Source organism: Streptacidiphilus jeojiense (assembly GCF_000719095.1).
Taxonomy (GTDB): domain Bacteria; phylum Actinomycetota; class Actinomycetes; order Streptomycetales; family Streptomycetaceae; genus Streptacidiphilus; species Streptacidiphilus jeojiensis.
This window is the reverse complement of sequence record NZ_JOEH01000002.1, coordinates 16,996-36,157: the sequence shown is the minus strand read 5'-3', so window position 1 is coordinate 36,157 and position 19,162 is coordinate 16,996. Positions and strand designations below refer to the sequence as shown.

Here is a 19,162-nt window from a genome sequence, read left to right as displayed (position 1 = left end):
GCCCGGTCCGCTCCCCGGCTCCTCAGTCCCGGGCCAGGCCCAGCCGGGCCCGCCAGCCGCCGCCCGGGTCCTCGCCGACTATCGCGGCGGCACCGGTGGTGACCGTCTCGTAGACGGAGAGGATGTCGGCCGCGACGGTCTCCCAGTCGAAGCGGCGGACGTGCCGCGAGCCGGCCTCGCGCAGCTCGGCGAGCCGCTCCGGGTCGCCCAGCAGCCGGACCGCAGCGTCCGCCAGCGCCTCCGCGTCCTCGACCGGGAACAGCTCCCCGGCCGCGCCGCCGTCCAGCACCTGCCGGAACGCGTCCAGGTCGCTGGCCAGCACCGGCGCGTTCGCGGACATCGCCTCGACCAGGATGATGCCGAAGCTCTCGCCGCCGGTGTTGGGCGCGACGTAGAGGTCCACGCTGCGCAGCAGCGCCGCCTTCTCCTCGTCGCTGACCATGCCGAGGAACTCGATCCTGGCCCGGACCTCGGCGGGCAGGCCCTTGACCGCCTCCTCCTCGTCGCCCCGGCCGGCCACCAGCAGCCGCACCCCCGGGCGGGCGGCCAGGATCCGGGGCAGCGCCTCCAGCAACGTCGGCAGGCCCTTGCGCGGCTCGTTGATCCGGCCCACGAAGCCGATGGTGCCGCCGTCGGGGACGTCCGCGCCGCTCCACTCGGGACGCGGCTCGGCGCGGGCGAAGAAGCCGACGTCGACGCCGTTGGGGATGACCACGGCGTCCCCGCCGAAGTGCTCGACCAGGGTGCGCCGGGCGTACTCACTGACCGCGATCCGGGCGCTGATCTTCTCCAGCGCCGGCTGCACGATCGGCTCGGCGGCGACCATCACCCGGGACCGCGGGTTGGAGGTGTGGAAGGTCGCCACGATCGGGCCGCTGGCGGCCCAGCAGGCCAGCAGCGACAGGCTCGGCGCCACCGGCTCGTGGATGTGCAGCACGTCGAAGGCGCCCTCGTGCAGCCAGCGGCGGACCCGGGCGGCGGAGAGGAAGCCGAAGGTCAGCCGGGCCACCGAGCCGTTGTAGGGGACCGGGACGGCGCGTCCGGCCGGGACCACGTACGGCGGCACCGGGGTGTCGTCGTCGGCCGGGGCCAGCACCGAGACCTCGTGGCCCAGCCGGATCAGGTGCTCGGCCAGGTCCCTGACGTGGAACTGCACCCCGCCGGGGACGTCCCAGGCGTAGGGGCAGACGATTCCGATCCTCACCGGGAAGCCTCCGCCGTCGGCTGCCCGACCGCGGCCGGGGCCCGGGCCGGGTCGAGGTCCGCCAGCCAGAAGCGCTGCAGCATGTGCCAGTCCCCCGGGTGCTCGCGCACCCCCTCGGACCACACGTCCGCGAGCGCCTGCGTCATCGCCGCGGCCTTCTCCCGCTTGCTGCCCTCCGCCGGGACCGGCACCTCCTCGTGCACCCGGCCCTTCATCACCGGGGTGCCGTCGTACCAGAGGGTCACCGGCAGCAGCGCCGCCCCGGTCTGCGCCGCCAGCACCGCGGGCCCGGCCGGCATCCGCGCCGCCTCGCCCATGAAGCTGACGTCGACGCCGGAGGCGGACAGGTCGCGGTCGCCGACCAGGCACACCAGCCCGCCGGCCCGCAGCCGCTTGGCGAGCGTGGCCAGGGTGTTGGCGCCGCCGGTCAGCGGCAGCACCTCCATCCCCAGGCCCTCGCGGTAGGCCACGAAGCGGTCGTACAGCTTCTCCGGCTTCAGCCGCTCGGCGACGGTGCTGAACGGGTAGCCGCGCACCACCACCCAGGCCCCGGCCAGATCCCAGTTGCCCATGTGCGGCAGCGCCAGCACCGCCCCGCGGCCGGACGCCATGGCCTCGTCCAGCCGCTCGACGAACTCCGGCTCGAAGGAGGCGGCGATCCGCTCCCGGCTCCACACCGGCATCCGGAACGACTCGCACCAGTAGCGCAGGTAGTTGCGCATCCCCAGCCGGCCCAGCTCGGCGATCTCGGCCTCGGTCGCCTCCGGGCGGACCCGGCGCAGATTGGACTCCAGCCGCAGCACGCCCTTGCCGCGGCGCTTCCAGGCCAGGTCCGCGATCCGCCGGAACAGCCCGTTCGCCACCGACTCGGGCAGCCGCTTCACCGCCCCCCAGCCCGCCGCGTAGGCGCCGTACGTCACCTGGTCGCTGAGTCCGCTCACAACTGCCCTCCCCCGGCCGCGATCGCCTCGGCGGCCTCGCGGCGCACCGTCAGGATGCGCTGCAGTGCGGTGATCAGACTACCCACCGCGATCAGCCACAGGGCGATCGGAAGCAGCCAGTCGATGTAGGGCACCCCGAAGCCGTGCAGCCCGGCGAGCCCGGCCGCGACCAGGGTCACCACCAGCCGCTCGGCCCGCTCGACCAGGCCGGAGACGTCGCACTTCAGGCCCAGGCTCTCGGCCCGCGCCTTGGTGTAGGACACCACCTGCCCGCTGGCCAGGCAGAACAGCGCCACCGAGCAGAGCAGCAGGTTGTCACCGCCGCCGGCGTACCACAGGGCGATACCGGCGAAGACCGCCGAGTCCGCGACCCGGTCCAGGGTGGAGTCCAGGAACGCGCCCCAGACGCTGGAGCTGCCCGCCTGGCGGGCCATGTTGCCGTCGACCAGGTCGGAGAAGACAAAGGCGGTGATCACGATGGTGCCCCAGAAGAAGCTGCCCTGGGGGAAGAACACCAGCGCTCCGGCGACCACCCCGGCCGTGCCCACCAGGGTGACCATGTCCGGGCTGACACCGATGCGCAGCAGGAACGACGCAAAGGGGGTGAGCACCCGCGTGAAGAAAGCTCGCGCGTATTTGTTGAGCATGGGCCTTCCGACCGCTCCGATCTGACTGAAGTTCCGGCTCTGGTCCGGCGCTGGTCCGGCCGGTGTCCGGCCGTTCCGGGACGGCGCTCTCACCGCGGCCCCCGGCGGGCTGGCCCATGCTATCCGGGCGCGGTCCGCGCGCCGGGCGCGGGCACGCCGCCCGTGCGGGAGCTATGGACCTCGGCCGGTTGCGGTGCCAAGCTCACCATCACCGCGGGTGACCCTCAGTCAACGCAACGCGGTGCCCGCGGCAGGTACTTCAGGAGGTCACGTCCAGCAACTGGCACGTCCGGCGTTAGGAGAGCGCGATGGGTGACAGGACGACAGCGGCACCGGGAGGCCCCGGCAGGGGTACGGCGGCCGACCAGTACCAGCGCAGCCGGCCGGATCTGATCCGCAACGTCGTGCTGGTCGGCCACAGCGGGGCCGGGAAGACCACCCTCGCCGAGACCCTCGCCCTCGCCACCGGCGCGCTGACCCGCGCAGGACGCGTCCAGGACGGCACCACCGTCTCCGACTACGACGAGATCGAGCACCGCCAGCAGCGCTCGGTCCAGCTCTCGCTGGTCCCGCTGGTGCACGCCGGAGTGCGGATCAACCTGCTGGACACCCCCGGCTACGCCGACTTCGTCGGCGAGCTGCGGGCCGGGCTGCGGGCCGCCGACGCCGCGCTGTTCGTCGTCCCCGCCACCGACGGCATCGACGGCGCCACCAGGATGCTGTGGGAGGAGTGCGCCGCCGTCGCCATGCCCCGCGCCCTGGTCGTCACCAAGCTGGACGCCCCGCAGGCCGACTTCAACGCCACCGTCGAGCTGTGCCGGGATGCCTTCGGCGGGGACAACCCGGAGGCGGTGCTGCCGCTCTACCTGCCGCTGAACCGCGGCCCGGCCGGCCCCGACGGCAACCCCAGGATCTCCGGACTGCTCGGCCTGCTCAGCGGCAGCTGCTACGACTACGGCAGCGGACAGCGCACCGAGCACACCCCCGACCGGGCCCTGGTCGAGACCGCCGCCGAGGCCAGGGACCGGCTGATCGAGGCCGTCATCGCGGAGAGTGAGGACGAGGCCCTGATGGACCGCTACCTCTCCGGCGAAACCGTGGACACCAAGACCCTGATCGACGACCTGGAGCGGGCCGTCGCCCGCGGCGCCTTCCACCCCGTGCTGGCCTCCGCCCTGCCGGTCGAGGGCTCCCGGGCCGGTCTGGGCAGCGCCGAGCTGCTGGAGCTCGTCAGCTCCGCCTTCCCCTCCCCCGCCGAGCACCTGCCGCCGCCGGCCACCACCCCCGAGGGCCGCCCCCGTCCGGCGCTGGCCTGCGACCCGGAGGGCCCGCTGGCCGCCGAGGTGGTCAAGACCAGCGGCGACCCCTACGTCGGCAGGCTCAGCCTGGTCCGGGTCTTCTCCGGCACGCTGCGCCCGGACCAGCCGGTCCACGTCTCCGGCCACGGTCTGGCCGACCGCGGCACCGACGACCACGACACCGACGAGCGGGTGGGGTCGCTCTCCTCCCCCTTCGGCCGCACCCAGCGCAGCGTCGACCAGGCCGTCGCCGGGGACATCGTCTGCATCGCCAAACTCGGCTCGGCGCAGACCGGCGACACCCTCTCCGCCCCCGCCGACCCGCTGCTGGTGGCGCCCTGGGCGATGCCCGACCCGCTGCTGCCGGTCGCGGTGGAGGCGCACAGCAAGGCCGACGAGGACAAACTCTCGCAGAGCCTGGGCCGGATCACCGCCGAGGACCCCACCCTGCGGCTCGAACAGAACCCGGACACCCACCAGTTGGTGCTGTGGTGCCTCGGCGAGGCCCACGCCGACGTGCTGCTGGAGCGGCTGCGCAGCCGCTACGGCGTGCAGGTCGACCCGGTCCCCTACACCGTCCCGCTGCGGGAGACCTTCGCCGGGACCGGCCACGGCCGCGGACGGCACGTCAAGCAGTCCGGCGGCCACGGCCAGTTCGCCATCTGCGAGATCGACGTGGAGCCGCTGCCGCCGGGCAGCGGCTTCGAGTTCGTCGACCGGGTCGTCGGCGGCGCGGTGCCGCGGCAGTTCATCCCCTCGGTGGAGAAGGGCGTCCGGGCCCAACTGCTGCGCGGGGTCAGCGCCGGCTTCCCCGTCGTCGACGTCAGGGTCACCCTGGTCGACGGCAAGGCGCACTCGGTGGACTCCTCCGACGCCGCCTTCCAGACCGCCGGCGCGCTCGCCCTGCGCGACGCCGCCAGCACCGCCGGCGTGCGGCTGCTGGAACCCGTCGCCGAGGTCCGGGTGCTGGTCCCGGACGAGTACGTGGGCGCGGTGCTCAGCGACCTCTCCAGCCGCCGCGGCCGGGTCCAGGGCACCGAGCCGGTGGGCACCGGACGGACCCTGGTGCGGGCCGAGGTACCGGAGTTGGAGATCGTCAGGTACGCCGTGGACCTGCGCTCGCTGTCCCACGGCGCGGGCGACTTCACCCGCGCCTACGTCCGCCACGAGGCCATGCCGGAGGCGGTGGCGGCCAGGGCGCTGGCCGAGTCGCAGGGGTGATCCGCAAAGGCCTGACGGGCGATGATCGGCGACGATACGCTGACAGCCGGGCCTGCTGACATCCGCTCAGAGGATGGACGGATGATCAGTCGGGCTCGGGGAACACTGGTTGATACGGCTGTCGGGAGGGGACCACAGTGCCGGACGTCCCACGCGAATCGCTCAACTTCGCGGCCACCGAGTCACTCTCGTCCCTCGCCTACCGGGACGGGCCGCTCACCGGCCTGACCGACAGCGTGGAGAGCGTCAGCCACAAGGAAGGGCGGCACGGGCTCTTCGTCCCCACCATAGGCGAGGCCTTCTGCCGCGCGGTGGTCAAGCGCACCACCGGCAAAACCCGCAAACCCCTCGTCCCCTCCTACGGCGCCGATCCGCGCCGGGTGGTCGAACACTGCCTGGAAGCGGAGAAGATCCGCCATGAACGCGACCGCAGGCTCACCGGGGTCGCGGTGGTGTTCGGGCTGCTCTTCCTGCCCGGCACGCTGATCTGGCTGGCGGCCTTCAAGATCCGCGACCTCAGCACCCCCGAGCGGCGCTCCCTGTACGGCGGCGTCGCCCTCACCGTGGCCGCGCTGCTCGCCGTCCTGCTGCTGCTCCGGCCGTTCGCCTCCGGCTGGGTCGGGCTCTACGTCCGGGTGATGATGCTGGTCCCGGTGCTCGGCTGGTTCGTCGCCTTCCGGATCTGCCGGCGCACCGCCGACCAGCTGCGGCTGCGCTGGAACGAGGTGCTGGACGGCAGCGGCCTGGGCCCGGTGGTCCCGGAGATCGTGCCGATGGGCCCGCAGGACACCAGGGCCGAGGAGCTCAAGAAGGCCCTGGAGCTGCTGGAGGCCGAGCAGGAGACCAACGTGCTGCAGTACGCCGGGACCAAGGGCATCCTCGGCCTGGGCAAGCGCTGGGGCTCCTGGCACATGGCCGAGCAGATCGACCCGGCGGAGGGCATCGCCGAGATCCGCACCTTCCACCCCTGGGACGTGCTGCGGCGGATCGAGGACCGGCTCAGGGAGATGTCCAGGTCGACCATGCCGGCCGAGAACGGCATCCCCGACATGCGGGTCACCCATTGGATGGTCATGTCGATACCGGAGGGCGCCGACGAGATCAGCCGCCCCTCCAACGCCGACATGGACGGCTACCGCTACCGCAACTCGGCCATGACCAGCCTCGCCAACAAGCAGCAGTTCGGCCGCGGGCCCCGGCACTACCTGGGCACCCAGTTCGTGCTGTGGGGCGGTCAGTTGGTGGTGACGCTGCTGGTCACCGTCACCCTGCTGCACCACACCCTGCGGGTCGAGGTCACCGGCCACGCACTGGGCCCGATGGCGCCGATGTTCAACAAGAAGGCCTCCCGGGCCGAGATCCAGGTGCCCAGGCCCGGCCGGCCCTGGGAGGAGCGCACCAAGCAGCTGCCGATAGTCGCCGCCGACGAGGTGGTCCGGCTCACCCTGCGCGCCCCGTTCACCTGGCCCTGGGGCGAGCCGATCCTGGACTGGCTCGGCGGCACCCTCAAACTCCCGGAGCCCTTCGGCCTGCGGCACGCCTGGGCGGTCCGCCCGTGGAGCGACCGCTTCATGGCCGACGACGCCCTCCGGGTCGCCACCCCGGTGCTGCGCACCGTGCACAAGGCGACCATGGAGTTCCTGGAGGACCACGACGTCGAGGTGGAGCGCTTCGGCAACCGGGCCGGCATGCTCGGCGGCGAGGTCCAGGGCGCACGGGCCTCCAAGGCCGACGTCTACGACGCCGACTGACCGCCGCCCGCCGTTCCCGTCCCCCGGGTCAGTCCTCCGGCCAGGCGTCGGCGATCACCTTCCGGGTGTCCGCGAGGAGTTGCGGCAGCACCCGGGTCTGGCCGATCACCGGCATGAAGTTGGTGTCCCCGCCCCAGCGGGGCACCACGTGCTGGTGCAGGTGCGCGGCGATGCCGGCGCCGGCCACCGAGCCCTGGTTCATGCCCAGGTTGAAGCCGTGCGCGCCGGAGGCGGCCCGCAGCGCGGTCATCGCCTGCTTGGTGAGCGCGGCGACGTCCGCGGTCTCCTCCGGCGTGAGGTCCGTGTAGTCGGCGACGTGCCGGTACGGCACCGCCATCAGATGGCCGGAGTTGTACGGGTACAGGTTCAGCACCGCGTAGGCGTGGTCCATCCGACGCAGGATCAGCCCGTCCTCGTCCGACATCGCCGGGATCGCGCAGAACGGGCAGCCGTCGGCGGGCTCGGGGCCGGTCGGCTTGTTCTCACCCTTGATGTAGGCCATCCGGTGAGGGGTCCACAGGCGGCCGAAAGCGTCCGGCTCGCCCGCCCCGTTCTGCTGCTCCGGCTCCGTCGTCATAGCGATCAGCATAGGCGCTGACGCGCAGGTGCCGGGGGGCGGGCTCACCCTGAACACGCCCCCCGGCACAGGCTCACACCTGGATCCGGCGCTCCACCGCGTCGAGGATCTCGGCCAGCGCCTCGGCCCGCGGGATGCCGTTCTTCTGCTCGCCGTTGCGGTAGCGGAAGGAGACGGTGCCGGCGGCCATGTCGTCGTCGCCGACGATCACCATGAAGGGGACCTTCAGCTTCTGCTGGTTGCGGATCTTCTTCTGCATCCGGTCGCTGGAGGCGTCCACCTCGACCCGCAGCCCCTTGGCCCTCGCCTCGGCGGCGAACTCCTCGAGGTACTCGACGTGGGCGTCGCCGATCGGGATGCCGACCGCCTGGACCGGCGCCAGCCACGCCGGGAACGCGCCGGCGTAGTGCTCCAGGAGCACTCCGAAGAAGCGCTCGATGCTGCCGAACAGCGCCCGGTGGATCATCACCGGCTGCTGCCGCGAACCGTCCGCGGCGGTGTACTCCAGGCCGAACCGCTTCGGCTGCTGGAAGTCGACCTGGATGGTCGACATCTGCCAGGACCGGCCGATGGCGTCCTTGACCTGGACCGAGATCTTCGGCCCGTAGTAGGCCGCGCCACCGGGATCGGCGACCAGCGGAAGACCCTGCTTCTCGGCGGCCACCCGCAGCGCCTCGGTGGCCTCCTCCCACTCCGCGTCCTCGCCGATGAACTTGTCGGACTCGGGGTCGCGGGTGGACAGCTCCAGCTCGAAGTCGGTCAGCCCGTAGTCGCGCAGCAGGTCCAGCACGAAGGTGAGGAGCGAGTCGAGCTCCCCGGGCATCTGGTCCTTGGTGCAGTAGATGTGCGAGTCGTCCTGGGTGAAGCCGCGCGAGCGGGTCAGCCCGTGCACCACACCGGACTTCTCGTACCGGTACACCGTCCCGAACTCGAAGAGCCGCAGCGGCAGTTCACGGTAGGAACGGCCCCGGGCCTTGAAGATCAGGTTGTGCATCGGGCAGTTCATGGCCTTGAGGCGGTAGTTCTGCCCGTCGAACTCCATGGGCGGGAACATCCCGTCCGCGTAGTTCGGCAGGTGCCCCGAGGTCTCGAAGAGGTGCTCCTTGGAGATGTGCGGGGTGTTCACGAACTCGTAGCCGGAGTCCTCGTGCCGCCGGCGCGAGTACTGCTCCATCTCCTTGCGGATCACCCCGCCCCTGGGGTGGAAGACCGCGAGGCCGGGGCCCAGCTCGTCGGGGAAGGAGAAGAGGTCCAGCTCGGCGCCGAGCTTGCGGTGGTCCCGCTTCTCGGCCTCGACCAGGAAGTCGAGGTACGCCTTGAGCTCGTCCTTGGTCGGCCACGCGGTGCCGTAGATCCGCTGCAGCTGCGGGTTCTTCTCGCTGCCGCGCCAGTAGGCGGCGGCCGAGCGCATCAGCTTGAACGCCGGGATGTTCCGGGTGCTGGGCAGGTGCGGACCGCGGCAGAGGTCCTTCCAGCACAGCTCGCCGGTCTTGGCGTCCAGGTTGTCGTAGATCGTCAGCTCGCCGGAGCCGACCTCGGCGTCGGCGCCGTCGGCGGCCTGCGCGGCACTGCCCTTGAGGCCGATCAGCTCCAGCTTGTACGGCTCGTCGGCCAGCTCCACCCGGGCGGACTCGTCGTCGGTGACCCGGCGCGAGAACAGCTGCCCGCGCTTCTGGATCTCCTGCATCTTCTTCTCGACGGCCTTGAGGTCCTCCGGGGTGAACGGCCTCTCGACGTCGAAGTCGTAGTAGAAGCCGTCCTTGACCGGCGGGCCGATGCCGAGCTTGGCCTCGGGGAAGATCTCCTGCACGGCCTGGGCCATGACGTGCGCGGTGGAGTGGCGCAGGATCGACAGGCCGTCCGGGCTGTCGATGGTGACCGGCTCCACCTCGTCGCCGTCGGCCAGCACCTGGGCCAGGTCGCGCAGCTCGCCGCCGATGCGGGCGGCGACGACGGCGCGCTCGCCGGGGAACAGCTCCGCCGCCGTAGTGCCCGTCGTCACCACACGCTCTTCCCGATCGGGTTCGCGACTGATGACCACACGGACGTCCGACACCGGACTCTCCTGACTCTCGGCAATCTCCTGAGCAGCAGGTGCTGCGGTCATGATGGTACCGAGAGTGCGGGGCGCCCCGCGCAGCCGTCACCCGCCCTCGTTGTCCTCCCGCGCCGCGGGCTCGCCGACCCGCAGCCGCAGCGCCTTGAGCATCCGGTCGCGCTCGGCGGCGTCCAGTTCCAGCGGCACCAGGGTGCTGGGGACGGAGAGCTTGCGGAAGCCGCCCTTGCGCTCCAGCCGGCCGCGCAGCCGGACCGGGACGCCGGCCAGATGGGACTCGACCGCGGTGCGGTAGTCGTCCTCCCCCAGCCGGACCCGCACCTCGTCCACGTCGGCGCCGGACAGCACCGCCAGCCTGGCCTGGCCCTCGCCGCCGGGGACCGGCCGTTTCAGCCGGATCACCGCACCGGTCAGCTCCACCTCGACGGCCGGTTCGCTGTGTTCCAGTCGCTCGCCCGCGGCCTCCAGGGCGGGCAGGTCGCCGGGGCTGAACTCCAGGTGCAGCCGCCGGTTGGCGAAGCCCAGCGGGGTGCCCACCGAGGCGGCCCAGTCCAGCGAGATCTCGATGCCCTCGCTGCCCCGGACCAGCGTCACCACCGAGGCGATCAGCTCGCGGCTGACGCCGAGCCGCACCCCGTCGTCGAAGGCCTCGGTCCGGCCGCTGACCCGTTGCAGGTCGATGGCGTCCCGGGTCGCCTCCAGCGCACGGACCAGGGTGGTGGTGATGTTGCGGTCGTCGGGGGCGGGCGCGTAGGCGGTGAGCAGCCCGGCGCCGGTGCCGGGGGCGACCACCAGGATCCGGTCCAGGAACTCGGCCGCCCGGCCGTCCAGCCGGGCCCCGAAGTAGGCGGCGCGCAGCAGCCCGGCCTTGGCGGCGGCGGAGAGCATGGCGGTGGCGCCGTCGTGCAGGTCCTCCTCCGAGCCCCAGCTGACGGCGCCGCCCACGCCGGGGGTCTCCCGGCGCCAGTGGATCTCGTCGCCGGGGACCAGCAGCGCCGCGAGGATGGCCCGGGCGGAGGGGACCCCCGAGTGCGAGAGCGCCGCGATGGCCTCGTCCAGCAGGTCGACGCTGTCGTCGAAGCGGCGGTCGGCGGGGACCAGCAGGCTGGTGTCCGGTTCCAGGTCGTCCGGCGGGGTCCAGCGGGTGTAGCGCCCCTCGGCGCCGCCGCGGCGGGTCCAGCCGTGCCGGGCGAGCAGGGTGCCGAGCACCGCGGGGTCGACCCTGGCCGGGTCGATGTGGACCGCGTCCGCGGGGGTGCGCGTACCGCCTGCGCGGACGGCGTCGCGCCCGGCGGCGTCCAGTGCCTCTGGTCGGGTTTCGCGGCGCATCGCTGTCACGTTGTCCCTCCCGCGGGGGTCGATACCGCAGAGCCCTCGTTCAAGGACGCTCTCCCGCTCCCACACGGGCCATGATGGCGCAGAGGGCGCGGTCGTCGAAGACCTGGCCGGTCGGAATCCGGACATTCGTCCGGCGCTTTCCGGTGACCGGGTGCCCTGCCAGGTTGACCCAGTAGCAGCAGTGGCGCAGCTCCAGCCGGTCCGGGCCGGACAGCAGCCACTGGTCGACCTCCCTGGGGACCAGCATGACGACCAGGATCTTGTGCACGGCGACCCGTGCGTGGGCGAGTTTTCGCAGATGGTCGTTGTCGAGGGTGAAGCTGAACCACGGTCCTGCCGGGTTCGGCGGGATCTGGTAGGTGCACTTGAGCTGGACCTTGATGGTGGCCTCGTCGTCCTCGGTGTGTTGCGAACTGCCGTGGCTCACGTGCCAGTCGATCCCGTTGTCGGGGAACGGCGAGGACAGTGCGCATCCCGCCGCCGCCGCGACCGCGTGCAGATAGCCCACCTGGAGGGTCTCCATGCAGGAGGTGACCGCGAGTTGACCTCGCATCGGTTGTCCCGTTCCGGTCCCGCCCCATTCGAGCGGCGGGTCGGCCGGTTCGGGTTGTGTCAGCGCCATCGTCTTCCCCGTTGGGCAGCCCGCCGCCCGGACCGGACGGGCCGTCACTGTCTGTTGTCTCCGGCCTGACGGTGGGTCAAACGGATCCGCAGCTCACTGCGGTAATTCGGCACAGGGGGATTGAATGCCGAGGGTGACCGGGTATCACCTCACTGTCACCACCACTGGGGGAGGAAGCCATGACCGACTGGTACGAGGGGCCGCTGGCTTCCTTTGACACCGAGACCACGGGTGTGGACGTGGAACATGACCGGATCGTGACGGCGGCGCTGGTGGTCCAGGAGTCCGCCGGCGGCCCGGTGCGGCGCCGGGACTGGGCCGCCGACCCGGGCGTGCCGATCCCCGAGGGTGCCACCGCGGTGCACGGCCTGACCGACCGCTGGGCCCGGGAGCACGGCCGTCCGGCGCCGGTGGTGGTGGAGGAGATCGCCCGGGCGCTGGCCGAGACGGCCAGGGCCGGACTGCCGCTGGTGATCATGAACGCCCCCTACGACCTCACGCTGCTGGACCGGGAGTTGGGCCGGCACCGGGGTTCCTCGCTGGGCGACTACGTGGCCAGCGCGCCGCTGCTGGTGGTGGACCCCCGGGTGCTGGACAAGCACCTGGACCGCTACCGCAAGGGCCGCCGCACCCTGGGCGACCTGTGCGCGCACTACGGCGTGGTGCTGAACGGGGCGCACGACGCGGCGGCCGACGCCACCGCGGCGATGCTGCTGGTGCGGGCCATCGGCGCACGGTTCGAGGAGCGGCTGGCGGCGCTGACCCCGGCAGAGCTGCACCTGCGCCAGGCGGTCTGGCACGCGGCGCAGGCGCGGGGGCTGCAGCAGTGGTTCAACCGCAGCGGCTCGCCCGAAGCGGTGGACACCTCCTGGCCGCTGCGGCGCCGGGTGGAGGAACAGGCGGCCTGACCGGACCTGCTGAGCCTCGGTCAGAAACGCCGAAGGCCCCTCGACGTGAGGGGCCTTCGGTACTTTCGTGCGGTCAGACCGCGGTGCGCAATGCTGGGTTCGAACCAGCGACCTCTCCGGTGTGAACGGAGCGCTCTCCCACTGAGCTAATCGCGCCTGCCCACCGTGGTGGCGACGGAGTGAACATTAGCATCACGTCTCCCGGTGTCCTAAATGCCTTTTCCGTCGCCCACCATCGAACACCAGTGCTAAATTGCTGTCATGACCTCCGCACTTCTGCTCATCGACGTCCAGCGCAACATGCTGCTCCCGCCCGAGCCGGTCCCCGACGCGAGCGCGGTCCGGGCGGCACTCGCCGAACTGCTCGACCGGGCCCGCCGGGCCGGATCGGTGATCGTCCACGTCCGCAACACCGGGGATCCGGAGGTCGGCGACCCGGACGCGCCGGGCACCCCCGGCTGGGAGCTGGTGTTCGAACCGCTGCCCGAGGAGCACGTGATCGACAAGCTCAGCACCGACAGCTTCGCCGGGACCGGTCTTGACCGGCTGCTCCCGCCGGGATCGCCGCTGGTCGTCGCGGGCCTGCAGAGCGACTACTGCGTCCGCGCCACCTCGCTCGCGGCGATCGCCCGTGGACACGCGGTGGAGCTGGCCAGCGGCGCGCACGCCACCTACCCGGACGGGCAGCCGGCCGCGGAGATCTCGGCGGCGGTGGAGCTGGAACTGGCGGCGGCCGGCGCGGCGGTCACCCGCTGGGACGACATCCGCTTCTGAGCGCGGGAGAACGCGGGAAAGGCAGCGGCCCCGCAGATCGCTGATCTGCGGGGCCGCTGCCTTCGGTGCGCAATGCTGGGTTCGAACCAGCGACCTCTCCGGTGTGAACGGAGCGCTCTCCCACTGAGCTAATCGCGCCTCGCATCCGGCCCGTTCCGGGCGGTGCAGGGAAAACACTACCGCATCGGGCCGGGTGCTCCTGACCTGCCCCGGGACGGCGGACCGGCCCCCGGGTGACTGGATCTCGCCCCTGCGCTGTCGCCGCCGGGCAGCTCTGCCGCAGGCTGGCGGAACGCCCGTGACGGGCGTGACTGCTGAGCCGGAAGGGGTACCAGGAACGTACTAATCGGGACAGACGGGTTTACACCGGTCGCACAGGTGGGATGGTCCGTTCGCCGACGTGCGATCCCCGAGCGCACACTGAGCGAAAGGCCCTGGCGCTTATGAACACCACGGTCAGCTGCGAGCTGCACCTGCGCCTCATCGTGTCGAGCGAGTCATCACTGCCCGTCCCCGCGGGCCTGCGCTACGACACCGCCGACCCCTATGCCGTGCACGCCACCTTCCACACGGGCGCCGACGAAACCGTCGACTGGGTGTTCGCCCGCGACCTCCTTGCGGAGGGGCTGCACCGGCCTACCGGGACCGGTGACGTCCGTGTCTGGCCCTCCCGCAGCCACGGACAAGGAGTCGTCTGCATCGCCCTGAGCTCTCCGGAAGGAGAAGCCCTGTTGGAAGCCCCGGCGCGCGCGCTGGAGTCCTTCCTCAAGCGAACCGATGCCGCGGTGCCCCCGGGCACCGAGCACCGCCATTTCGATCTCGACCGAGAGCTCTCCCACATCCTTGCGGAGAACTGAACCGCTTCATTCCTTCTACCGTGCGCAGCCGTGCTACTCGGGGGCACGGAACGCGCCACCAGCACCAGCCGCTCCACCTGCACCAAGTGCTCCCAAAGCTGGAAAGAAGTCGCCGCGGACCCCCACCCGGGCCGCGGCGACTTCCGCATGTCGCGGCCAGCGCGGTCCCAGGCGGCAGCGGTAGAGTCGCCGCCAACCCGCCCGGAGACCCCAGGGAGTGCCGCCGTGCTGATCACCCACGACACGCAGTGCGCCCTCGATGTGCTGGTCGACCTGCTGAACACCGACCCGGACGCCTGCGGACAGGAGGGGCTGCCCGACCTGGCCGCGCTGCGCGGCTTCGTGGTCCGGCACGAGATCAGCGAGGTCGGCACGCTGGGGACGGAGGACCTGGCGGCGGTGCGCCGGGTCCGCGGACAGATCCGCCAGGTGTTCCTGGCCGACTCCACCCGCGCGGCGGCCGAACTGGTGAACGCGATGGTGGCCAGGGCCGGGTCCACGCCCAGGCTGACCGACCACGACGGCCACGACTGGCACATGCACTTCTTCGCGCCCTGCGCGGCCCTGGCCGACCACCTGGCGGTGGAGGCCGGCATGGCGCTGGCCTTCATCGTGGTGGCCGGCGAGCGGGAGCGGCTGCGCCGCTGCGAGGCGCCGGACTGCGCGCGGGTCTTCGTCGACCTGTCGCGGAACCGCTCGCGCCGCTACTGCGACAGCCGCACCTGCGGGAACCGGCTGCACGTGGCCGCCTACCGGGCCCGACAGCGGACCGCGGCGGAGTCGCCGGACGCGATGGTGGGGGCGGCCGAGGCGTCCGGTGCGGACGGGGTCAGATCCCGCGGCGCTTGAGGATCTCCTCGACGTCGGAGAAGTCGCTCAGATCGTCGGCCGCGGACTTCTGGCCGGCCGGCTTGGCAGTGACGGCGGGGACGGAGGAGCCGCCCCGGGCCGCCTTGGGCTGCTTGGCCGCCTTGACCGGCTCCTGCCCCTGCCCCTGCTCCCGCTGCCGGGACCGGCGGCCGATGCCGGTGGCGAGCAGCAGCAGGACGGCTGCGCCGAGCATCGCCAGGCCGGTCCAGACCTTGGGGTCGAACACCAGGTGGGTGGCCCAGCTCGACAGCGCGCTGCCGATCCGGCGGAACACGGTGATCAGGCCGGTGAGGTAGAGGCCGACCGGCACCAGGGCGACGCCGAGCCAGCGGAACGCGGAACGGATCCGGCCGCGAGCGCCGGCCAGCAGGGCGATCACCACCCCCGCCGCGGACAGTCCCATGCACACGATCGCGGTCATCGTCCTGTCTCCTCCTGCTTGGTCCGACTGGTGGTCCGACATCTCCATCCTGCCCGTAATGGGAGACTGATGACCATGAGCGAAAGTTCCTACCTCCAGGTCGAGTACTGGTGCGAATTGCAGTGCCCGGACTGCGCCGCGGCGCTGGACGACGTGCGCGCACTGCGGGAGGCCTACGGCGACCGGCTGGAGGTGGTGCTGCGGCACTTCCCGCTGGACAAGCACAAGCACGCCTTCGCAGCGGCGCAGGCGGCCGAGGAGGCCTTCGTCCAGGGCCGGGGCTGGCCCTATGTCGAGGCGGTGCTGGCCAGGGTGGACGAGCTGGCGCGGCGCGGGGAGGACCTGCTGGTCGAGGTCGCCCGGGAGCTGGGGCTGGACGCCGAGGAGTTGGACACCGCGCTGATCGACGGCCGGCACATGCTGGCGGTCGACGCGGACCAGGCCGAGGGCAAGGCCATCGGCGTGACCGGGACGCCCACCTATGTGGTGGCCGGGAAGCGGCTCGACGGCGGGAAGTCCCAGCGGGGGCTGCGGGAGCGGATCATGGAGCTTCTGGGCGCGCCCTAGGGTGCGGCTCCCGGGTGCGGCGTGTGCCTGGCTTGTCGCGCAGTTCCCCGCGCCCCTTGGGGGGCTGCAACTGAACCGCAGAGAGCGAGTTGCACCTACCCAGGGGCGCGGGGAACTGCGCGACCGACCATCTACGGTCCGCACCCGGAGAACCTACAGCTGCTTGTGCAACAGGCTCCGGTAGGTCCGGTACCCCAGCGAGCGGTACAGCGACACCGCCGGTGTGTTCGCCGCGAACACGTGCAACCCCAGCTCCCGCACACCGCGGGCCACACACTCGCGTTCGGCCAGCAGCATCAGCGAACGCCCGTGGCCCCGCCCCCGGTGGGGCTCGTCGACGGCCACCATGAACACCCAGGCCGGCGGCTCGTCCGGGGACGCCTCGGGGATCGCGGTGCCGACCCAGACCGCGCCCACCGGCACTCCCCCGGCCTCCAGCCGGCGGACCACCGCGCCCGGGGTGGCCAGCCCGTCCGGCAGCACCGCGGTGTGCTCCGCCTGCCACCTGGCCCTGGCCTGCTCCGGCGTCATCCCGGCGGCGATCTGCCCCGCCACGTAGCCCTCCGACTCCTGGGCCAGCCAGGACCCGAACTCGTCCTCGGACATCGGGCGGCCCCGGCTCCCCTCGGGCAGGTCCGGTGCCTCGGCCGACAGCGCCTTGCGCATGTTGAGGCCGCGCAGGGTGTAGCCGAGGGTGCCGGCCAGGCCCAGCGCGGCCTGCTCGTCCGGTCCGTCCGGCACGGCGATGTCGACCCGGACGCAGTCCCAGGAGCGCAGCACCTCCTCCGCGGCGAGCACCGCGACGGTGCCGCGGCCGCGACGGCGGTCCGGCTGATCGATGGTCAGCCCCCGGACGGAGCCGACCCGGGGGCCGGGCCGGCCGGAGACCAGGGCGGTCAGACCGCCGACGGTCCGGCCGTTGACGCGGACCTCGAAGGTCCGCTCCCGGCCGCCGTCGGGCCTGCTGCGCTCGGGTCCCAGCGGCCGGAGCGTGGTGGTCATCCTCACGGCTCCAGATCGGCGGCGGCGCGCTCGGCGAAGACGGCGACGGCCTTGGCGGTGACCGGACCGGGGGCGGGCAGATCGCGGTCGTCGACCCGGGACACGCCCTGGATGTCGCGCAGGGTGCCGGTGAGGAAGACCTCGTCGGCCTCCTCCAGCACGCTCAGCGGGAGGTCTGCCTCCTCGGCGTCGAGCCACTGCAGGGCCAGCGCCCGGGTGACCCCGGCCAGGCAGCCGGAGGTGAGCGGCGGGGTGAGGATCCGCCCGTCCAGGACGACGAAGACATTGGACCCGGTGCCCTCGCAGAGCCGGCCGGCGGTGTTGCCGAAGATCGCCTCCGAGGCGCCGTACTGGTGCGCGCGGGCCAGGGCGACCACGTTCTCCGCATAGGAGGTGGTCTTCAGCCCGGCCACGGCGCTGTGCTCGTTGCGGGTCCAGGGGACGGTGACCACCGCGGCGGTGTCCGCGCGGTGGGCCACCTCGCCGAGGGCGACGATCAGGCTGGGGCCGCTGTCGCCGCGGTCGGAGCCGAGCGGGCCGAGGCCGCCGGTGTAGGTGATCCGCAGCCGGCCGAGCTTGGCCGGGTTGGCGGCCAGCACCTCCGCGCAGGCGCGTTGGACCAGCTCGCGCTCCGGCGCGGGCAGGCCGAGGCCGCGGGCCGAGCGCTCCAGCCGGTCCAGGTGGCGTCCGAGCGCGAAGGGCGTGCCGTCGACGGCCTTCACGGTCTCGAAGACGCCGTCGCCGACGGTCATGCCGTGGTCGAGGACCGACACGATGGCCTCGGTGGACTCGCGCAGCGCGCCGTTGACCCAGATCCGCACGGTGGGCTCTCCCTCTGTGGCTTCGGACACCTCAGCCCCGGCTGCTGCAGCTCGGGCTACTGCGGCGTTGGTGCCTCAGACGCTACCGCGAGCAGCCGTGCGGCCTTCAGTTCGGTCTCGTCCCACTCCCGCTGCGGATCGGAGCCCCAGGTGATGCCGGCCCCGGTGCCGAAGCGGACCTGCGGTCCGGCCGGGTCGTCCCGGTCCAGCCAGAAGGTGCGGATGCCGACGGCGAGCCGGGCCCGGCGCCGGTCCGCGTCCACCCAGCCGACGGCGCCGCAGTAGGGGCCGCGCGGAACCGTCTCCAGGGCGCGGATGATGCGCAGCGCACTGGACTTGGGCGCCCCGGTGACCGATCCGGGCGGGAAGGTCGCGGCCATGGCCTCGGGCCAGCCGGCGCCGGGCCGCAGCCGGCCCTGCACCGTGGAGACCAGGTGGACCAGGCCGGGGTGCTTCTCCACCGCGCACAGGTCCGGGACGGTGACGCTGCCGGTGGCGCAGATCCGGCCCAGGTCGTTGCGGACCAGGTCGACGATCATCACGTTCTCGGCGAAGTCCTTCTCCAGCAGGTCGTCCTCGGTGCGGCCGGTGCCCTTGATCGGGCCGGAGCGGACGGTGTCCCCCTCCCGTTCGAGGAAGAGCTCCGGCGAGGCGGTCGCGACCTCGACGCCCTGGGCCGGGAGGCGAACCGTTCCGGCATAGGGGGCCGGGTTGCCGCGGGCCAGCCGGGCGGTGAGGGCGTCGACGTCGGCGCGGGCCGGGTCGGGCAGCGGCGCGGACAGCACCCGGCAGAGGTTGGCCTGGTAGACCTCGCCGGCGGCGATCTGCTCGCGGATCCGGCGCACCCCGGCCAGATAGCCGTCGCGGTCCAGCGAACTGGTCCAGGCGGTGCGGGCCGGGCCGACCCAGGACGGCCCGGCCGTCTCGGTACCGGCCGCCTGCGGGCCGGCGCCGGCGGACCGGGCCGGTCGGACCTCGGCGAAGCGGGCGCAGGTGAGCCGGCCCTCGAAATCGGCGACCACGGCCCAGAATCCGGAGCCGTCGAGCGCCGCCGGATCGTCGGTGACGTCCAGCAGCCCGGTGGCGACCAGACCGTCGAAACGGGCCATCGGCGGAAGGAGGGACTCGGTTGAGGTCACGGTTGGCTCGGGATTCTGTCCGGGGGGCGCGGGGTCTCCGCGCTGCCGCAGTCTAGGTAACGGGTGGTCGGGACGCCTGTCCGCAGGTCATCGCGGGGTCAGCACGGCACGCTGCCGGGATACGGAATTTGAGCTGGGCCCGGAATCC

General features: G+C 72.5%; 18 protein-coding genes and 2 tRNA genes. 7 read left to right on the top strand and 13 right to left on the bottom strand.

The features are described 5' to 3' along the window. Nucleotides 1-22: 22 nt before the first annotated feature. Genes IF29_RS0102175 through pgsA form a run of 3 tightly spaced genes read right to left on the bottom strand, consistent with a single transcriptional unit; the run spans nt 23 to nt 2,792 of the window. Nucleotides 23-1,204 (bottom strand): glycosyltransferase family 4 protein, encoded by a 1,182-nt coding sequence (locus IF29_RS0102175; RefSeq protein ID WP_030248719.1) that lies wholly within the window; start codon nt 1,202-1,204, stop codon nt 23-25. Then, on the bottom strand, nt 1,201-2,145 hold the full coding sequence (locus tag IF29_RS0102170) for a phosphatidylinositol mannoside acyltransferase (protein WP_030248718.1): 945 nt from the start codon (nt 2,143-2,145) through the stop codon (nt 1,201-1,203). Before IF29_RS0102170 ends, IF29_RS0102175 begins: the two co-directional genes overlap by 4 nt. Continuing rightward, nucleotides 2,142-2,792: a phosphatidylinositol phosphate synthase gene (pgsA, locus tag IF29_RS0102165; protein ID WP_030248717.1), complete on the bottom strand. Its 651-nt coding sequence runs from the start codon at nt 2,790-2,792 to the stop codon at nt 2,142-2,144. The genes IF29_RS0102170 and pgsA overlap by 4 nt, the downstream gene beginning before the upstream one ends. A 308-nt stretch (nt 2,793-3,100) precedes the next feature. Between pgsA and IF29_RS0102160 the strand changes: the two genes are divergently transcribed. After that, a complete protein-coding gene (locus IF29_RS0102160) occupies nt 3,101-5,311 on the top strand; it encodes an elongation factor G-like protein EF-G2 (RefSeq protein ID WP_030248716.1) in 2,211 nt (736 codons plus the stop codon). Nucleotides 5,312-5,448: 137 nt separating this feature from the next. After that, nucleotides 5,449-7,062, top strand: a complete 1,614-nt coding sequence (locus IF29_RS0102155) for a hypothetical protein (protein ID WP_030248715.1) — start codon at nt 5,449-5,451, stop codon at nt 7,060-7,062. Nucleotides 7,063-7,090: 28 nt separating this feature from the next. On the opposite strand, the gene IF29_RS0102150 is transcribed toward IF29_RS0102155, so the two are convergent. The 4 genes from IF29_RS0102150 to IF29_RS0102135 all read right to left on the bottom strand — a co-directional run bounded on the left by IF29_RS0102150 (nt 7,091) and on the right by IF29_RS0102135 (nt 11,655). Beyond that, nucleotides 7,091-7,651, bottom strand: coding sequence for an HIT family protein (locus IF29_RS0102150; protein ID WP_030248713.1), 561 nt, complete (start codon nt 7,649-7,651; stop codon nt 7,091-7,093). Nucleotides 7,652-7,712: 61 nt separating this feature from the next. Continuing rightward, the gene (gene thrS / locus IF29_RS0102145) at nt 7,713-9,695 is read right to left on the bottom strand and encodes a threonine--tRNA ligase (protein WP_030248711.1); all 1,983 of its coding nucleotides are present in this window, start codon (nt 9,693-9,695) and stop codon (nt 7,713-7,715) included. 87 nt (nt 9,696-9,782) lie between these two features. After that, nucleotides 9,783-11,024 carry a hypothetical protein gene (locus IF29_RS0102140; RefSeq protein ID WP_232241988.1) on the bottom strand — a complete coding sequence of 414 codons (1,242 nt, stop codon included), beginning with the start codon at nt 11,022-11,024 and terminating at the stop codon, nt 9,783-9,785. Between the two features lie 49 nt (nt 11,025-11,073). Continuing rightward, nucleotides 11,074-11,655: a DUF4365 domain-containing protein gene (locus IF29_RS0102135; RefSeq protein WP_030248708.1), complete on the bottom strand. Its 582-nt coding sequence runs from the start codon at nt 11,653-11,655 to the stop codon at nt 11,074-11,076. A 179-nt stretch (nt 11,656-11,834) separates the two neighbouring features. Between IF29_RS0102135 and IF29_RS0102130 the strand changes: the two genes are divergently transcribed. Next, the gene (locus IF29_RS0102130; protein ID WP_030248706.1) at nt 11,835-12,563 is read left to right on the top strand and encodes a 3'-5' exonuclease; all 729 of its coding nucleotides are present in this window, start codon (nt 11,835-11,837) and stop codon (nt 12,561-12,563) included. An 84-nt stretch (nt 12,564-12,647) separates the two neighbouring features. Here IF29_RS0102130 and IF29_RS0102125 read toward each other — a convergent pair. Continuing rightward, nucleotides 12,648-12,719, bottom strand: a tRNA-Val gene (locus tag IF29_RS0102125). Nucleotides 12,720-12,824: 105 nt separating this feature from the next. Here IF29_RS0102125 and IF29_RS0102120 point away from each other — a divergent pair. Then, nucleotides 12,825-13,337 carry an isochorismatase family protein gene (locus IF29_RS0102120; RefSeq protein ID WP_030248703.1) on the top strand — a complete coding sequence of 171 codons (513 nt, stop codon included), beginning with the start codon at nt 12,825-12,827 and terminating at the stop codon, nt 13,335-13,337. A 66-nt stretch (nt 13,338-13,403) separates the two neighbouring features. On the opposite strand, the gene IF29_RS0102115 is transcribed toward IF29_RS0102120, so the two are convergent. Beyond that, nucleotides 13,404-13,475: transfer RNA gene (locus IF29_RS0102115), tRNA-Val, on the bottom strand. Nucleotides 13,476-13,780: 305 nt separating this feature from the next. Between IF29_RS0102115 and IF29_RS0102110 the strand changes: the two genes are divergently transcribed. Next, entirely contained in the window at nt 13,781-14,194 is a 414-nt protein-coding gene (locus tag IF29_RS0102110) for an SsgA family sporulation/cell division regulator (RefSeq protein WP_030248700.1), read from the top strand. Nucleotides 14,195-14,419: 225 nt separating this feature from the next. Then, entirely contained in the window at nt 14,420-15,043 is a 624-nt protein-coding gene (locus IF29_RS0102105; RefSeq protein WP_051724787.1) for a CGNR zinc finger domain-containing protein, read from the top strand. Here the strand turns inward: IF29_RS0102105 and IF29_RS0102100 are convergent. Beyond that, on the bottom strand, nt 15,024-15,485 hold the full coding sequence (locus tag IF29_RS0102100; RefSeq protein WP_030248697.1) for a hypothetical protein: 462 nt from the start codon (nt 15,483-15,485) through the stop codon (nt 15,024-15,026). The genes IF29_RS0102105 and IF29_RS0102100 overlap by 20 nt on opposite strands. Before the next feature lie 69 nt (nt 15,486-15,554). Between IF29_RS0102100 and IF29_RS0102095 the strand changes: the two genes are divergently transcribed. Further along, on the top strand, nt 15,555-16,052 hold the full coding sequence (locus IF29_RS0102095; protein ID WP_037594083.1) for a DsbA family protein: 498 nt from the start codon (nt 15,555-15,557) through the stop codon (nt 16,050-16,052). Nucleotides 16,053-16,205: 153 nt separating this feature from the next. Here the strand turns inward: IF29_RS0102095 and IF29_RS0102090 are convergent, their stop codons facing one another. From IF29_RS0102090 to IF29_RS0102080, 3 genes are read right to left on the bottom strand one after another with little or no spacing between them, the layout of a single operon-like run. Continuing rightward, the gene (locus tag IF29_RS0102090; RefSeq protein ID WP_030248692.1) at nt 16,206-17,054 is read right to left on the bottom strand and encodes a GNAT family N-acetyltransferase; all 849 of its coding nucleotides are present in this window, start codon (nt 17,052-17,054) and stop codon (nt 16,206-16,208) included. 2 nt (nt 17,055-17,056) lie between these two features. Beyond that, the gene (locus IF29_RS0102085; RefSeq protein ID WP_030248688.1) at nt 17,057-17,875 is read right to left on the bottom strand and encodes an aminotransferase class IV; all 819 of its coding nucleotides are present in this window, start codon (nt 17,873-17,875) and stop codon (nt 17,057-17,059) included. Nucleotides 17,876-17,931: 56 nt separating this feature from the next. Beyond that, on the bottom strand, nt 17,932-18,984 hold the full coding sequence (locus IF29_RS0102080) for a chorismate-binding protein (RefSeq protein WP_030248686.1): 1,053 nt from the start codon (nt 18,982-18,984) through the stop codon (nt 17,932-17,934). Between the last annotated feature and the right edge of the window lie 178 nt (nt 18,985-19,162).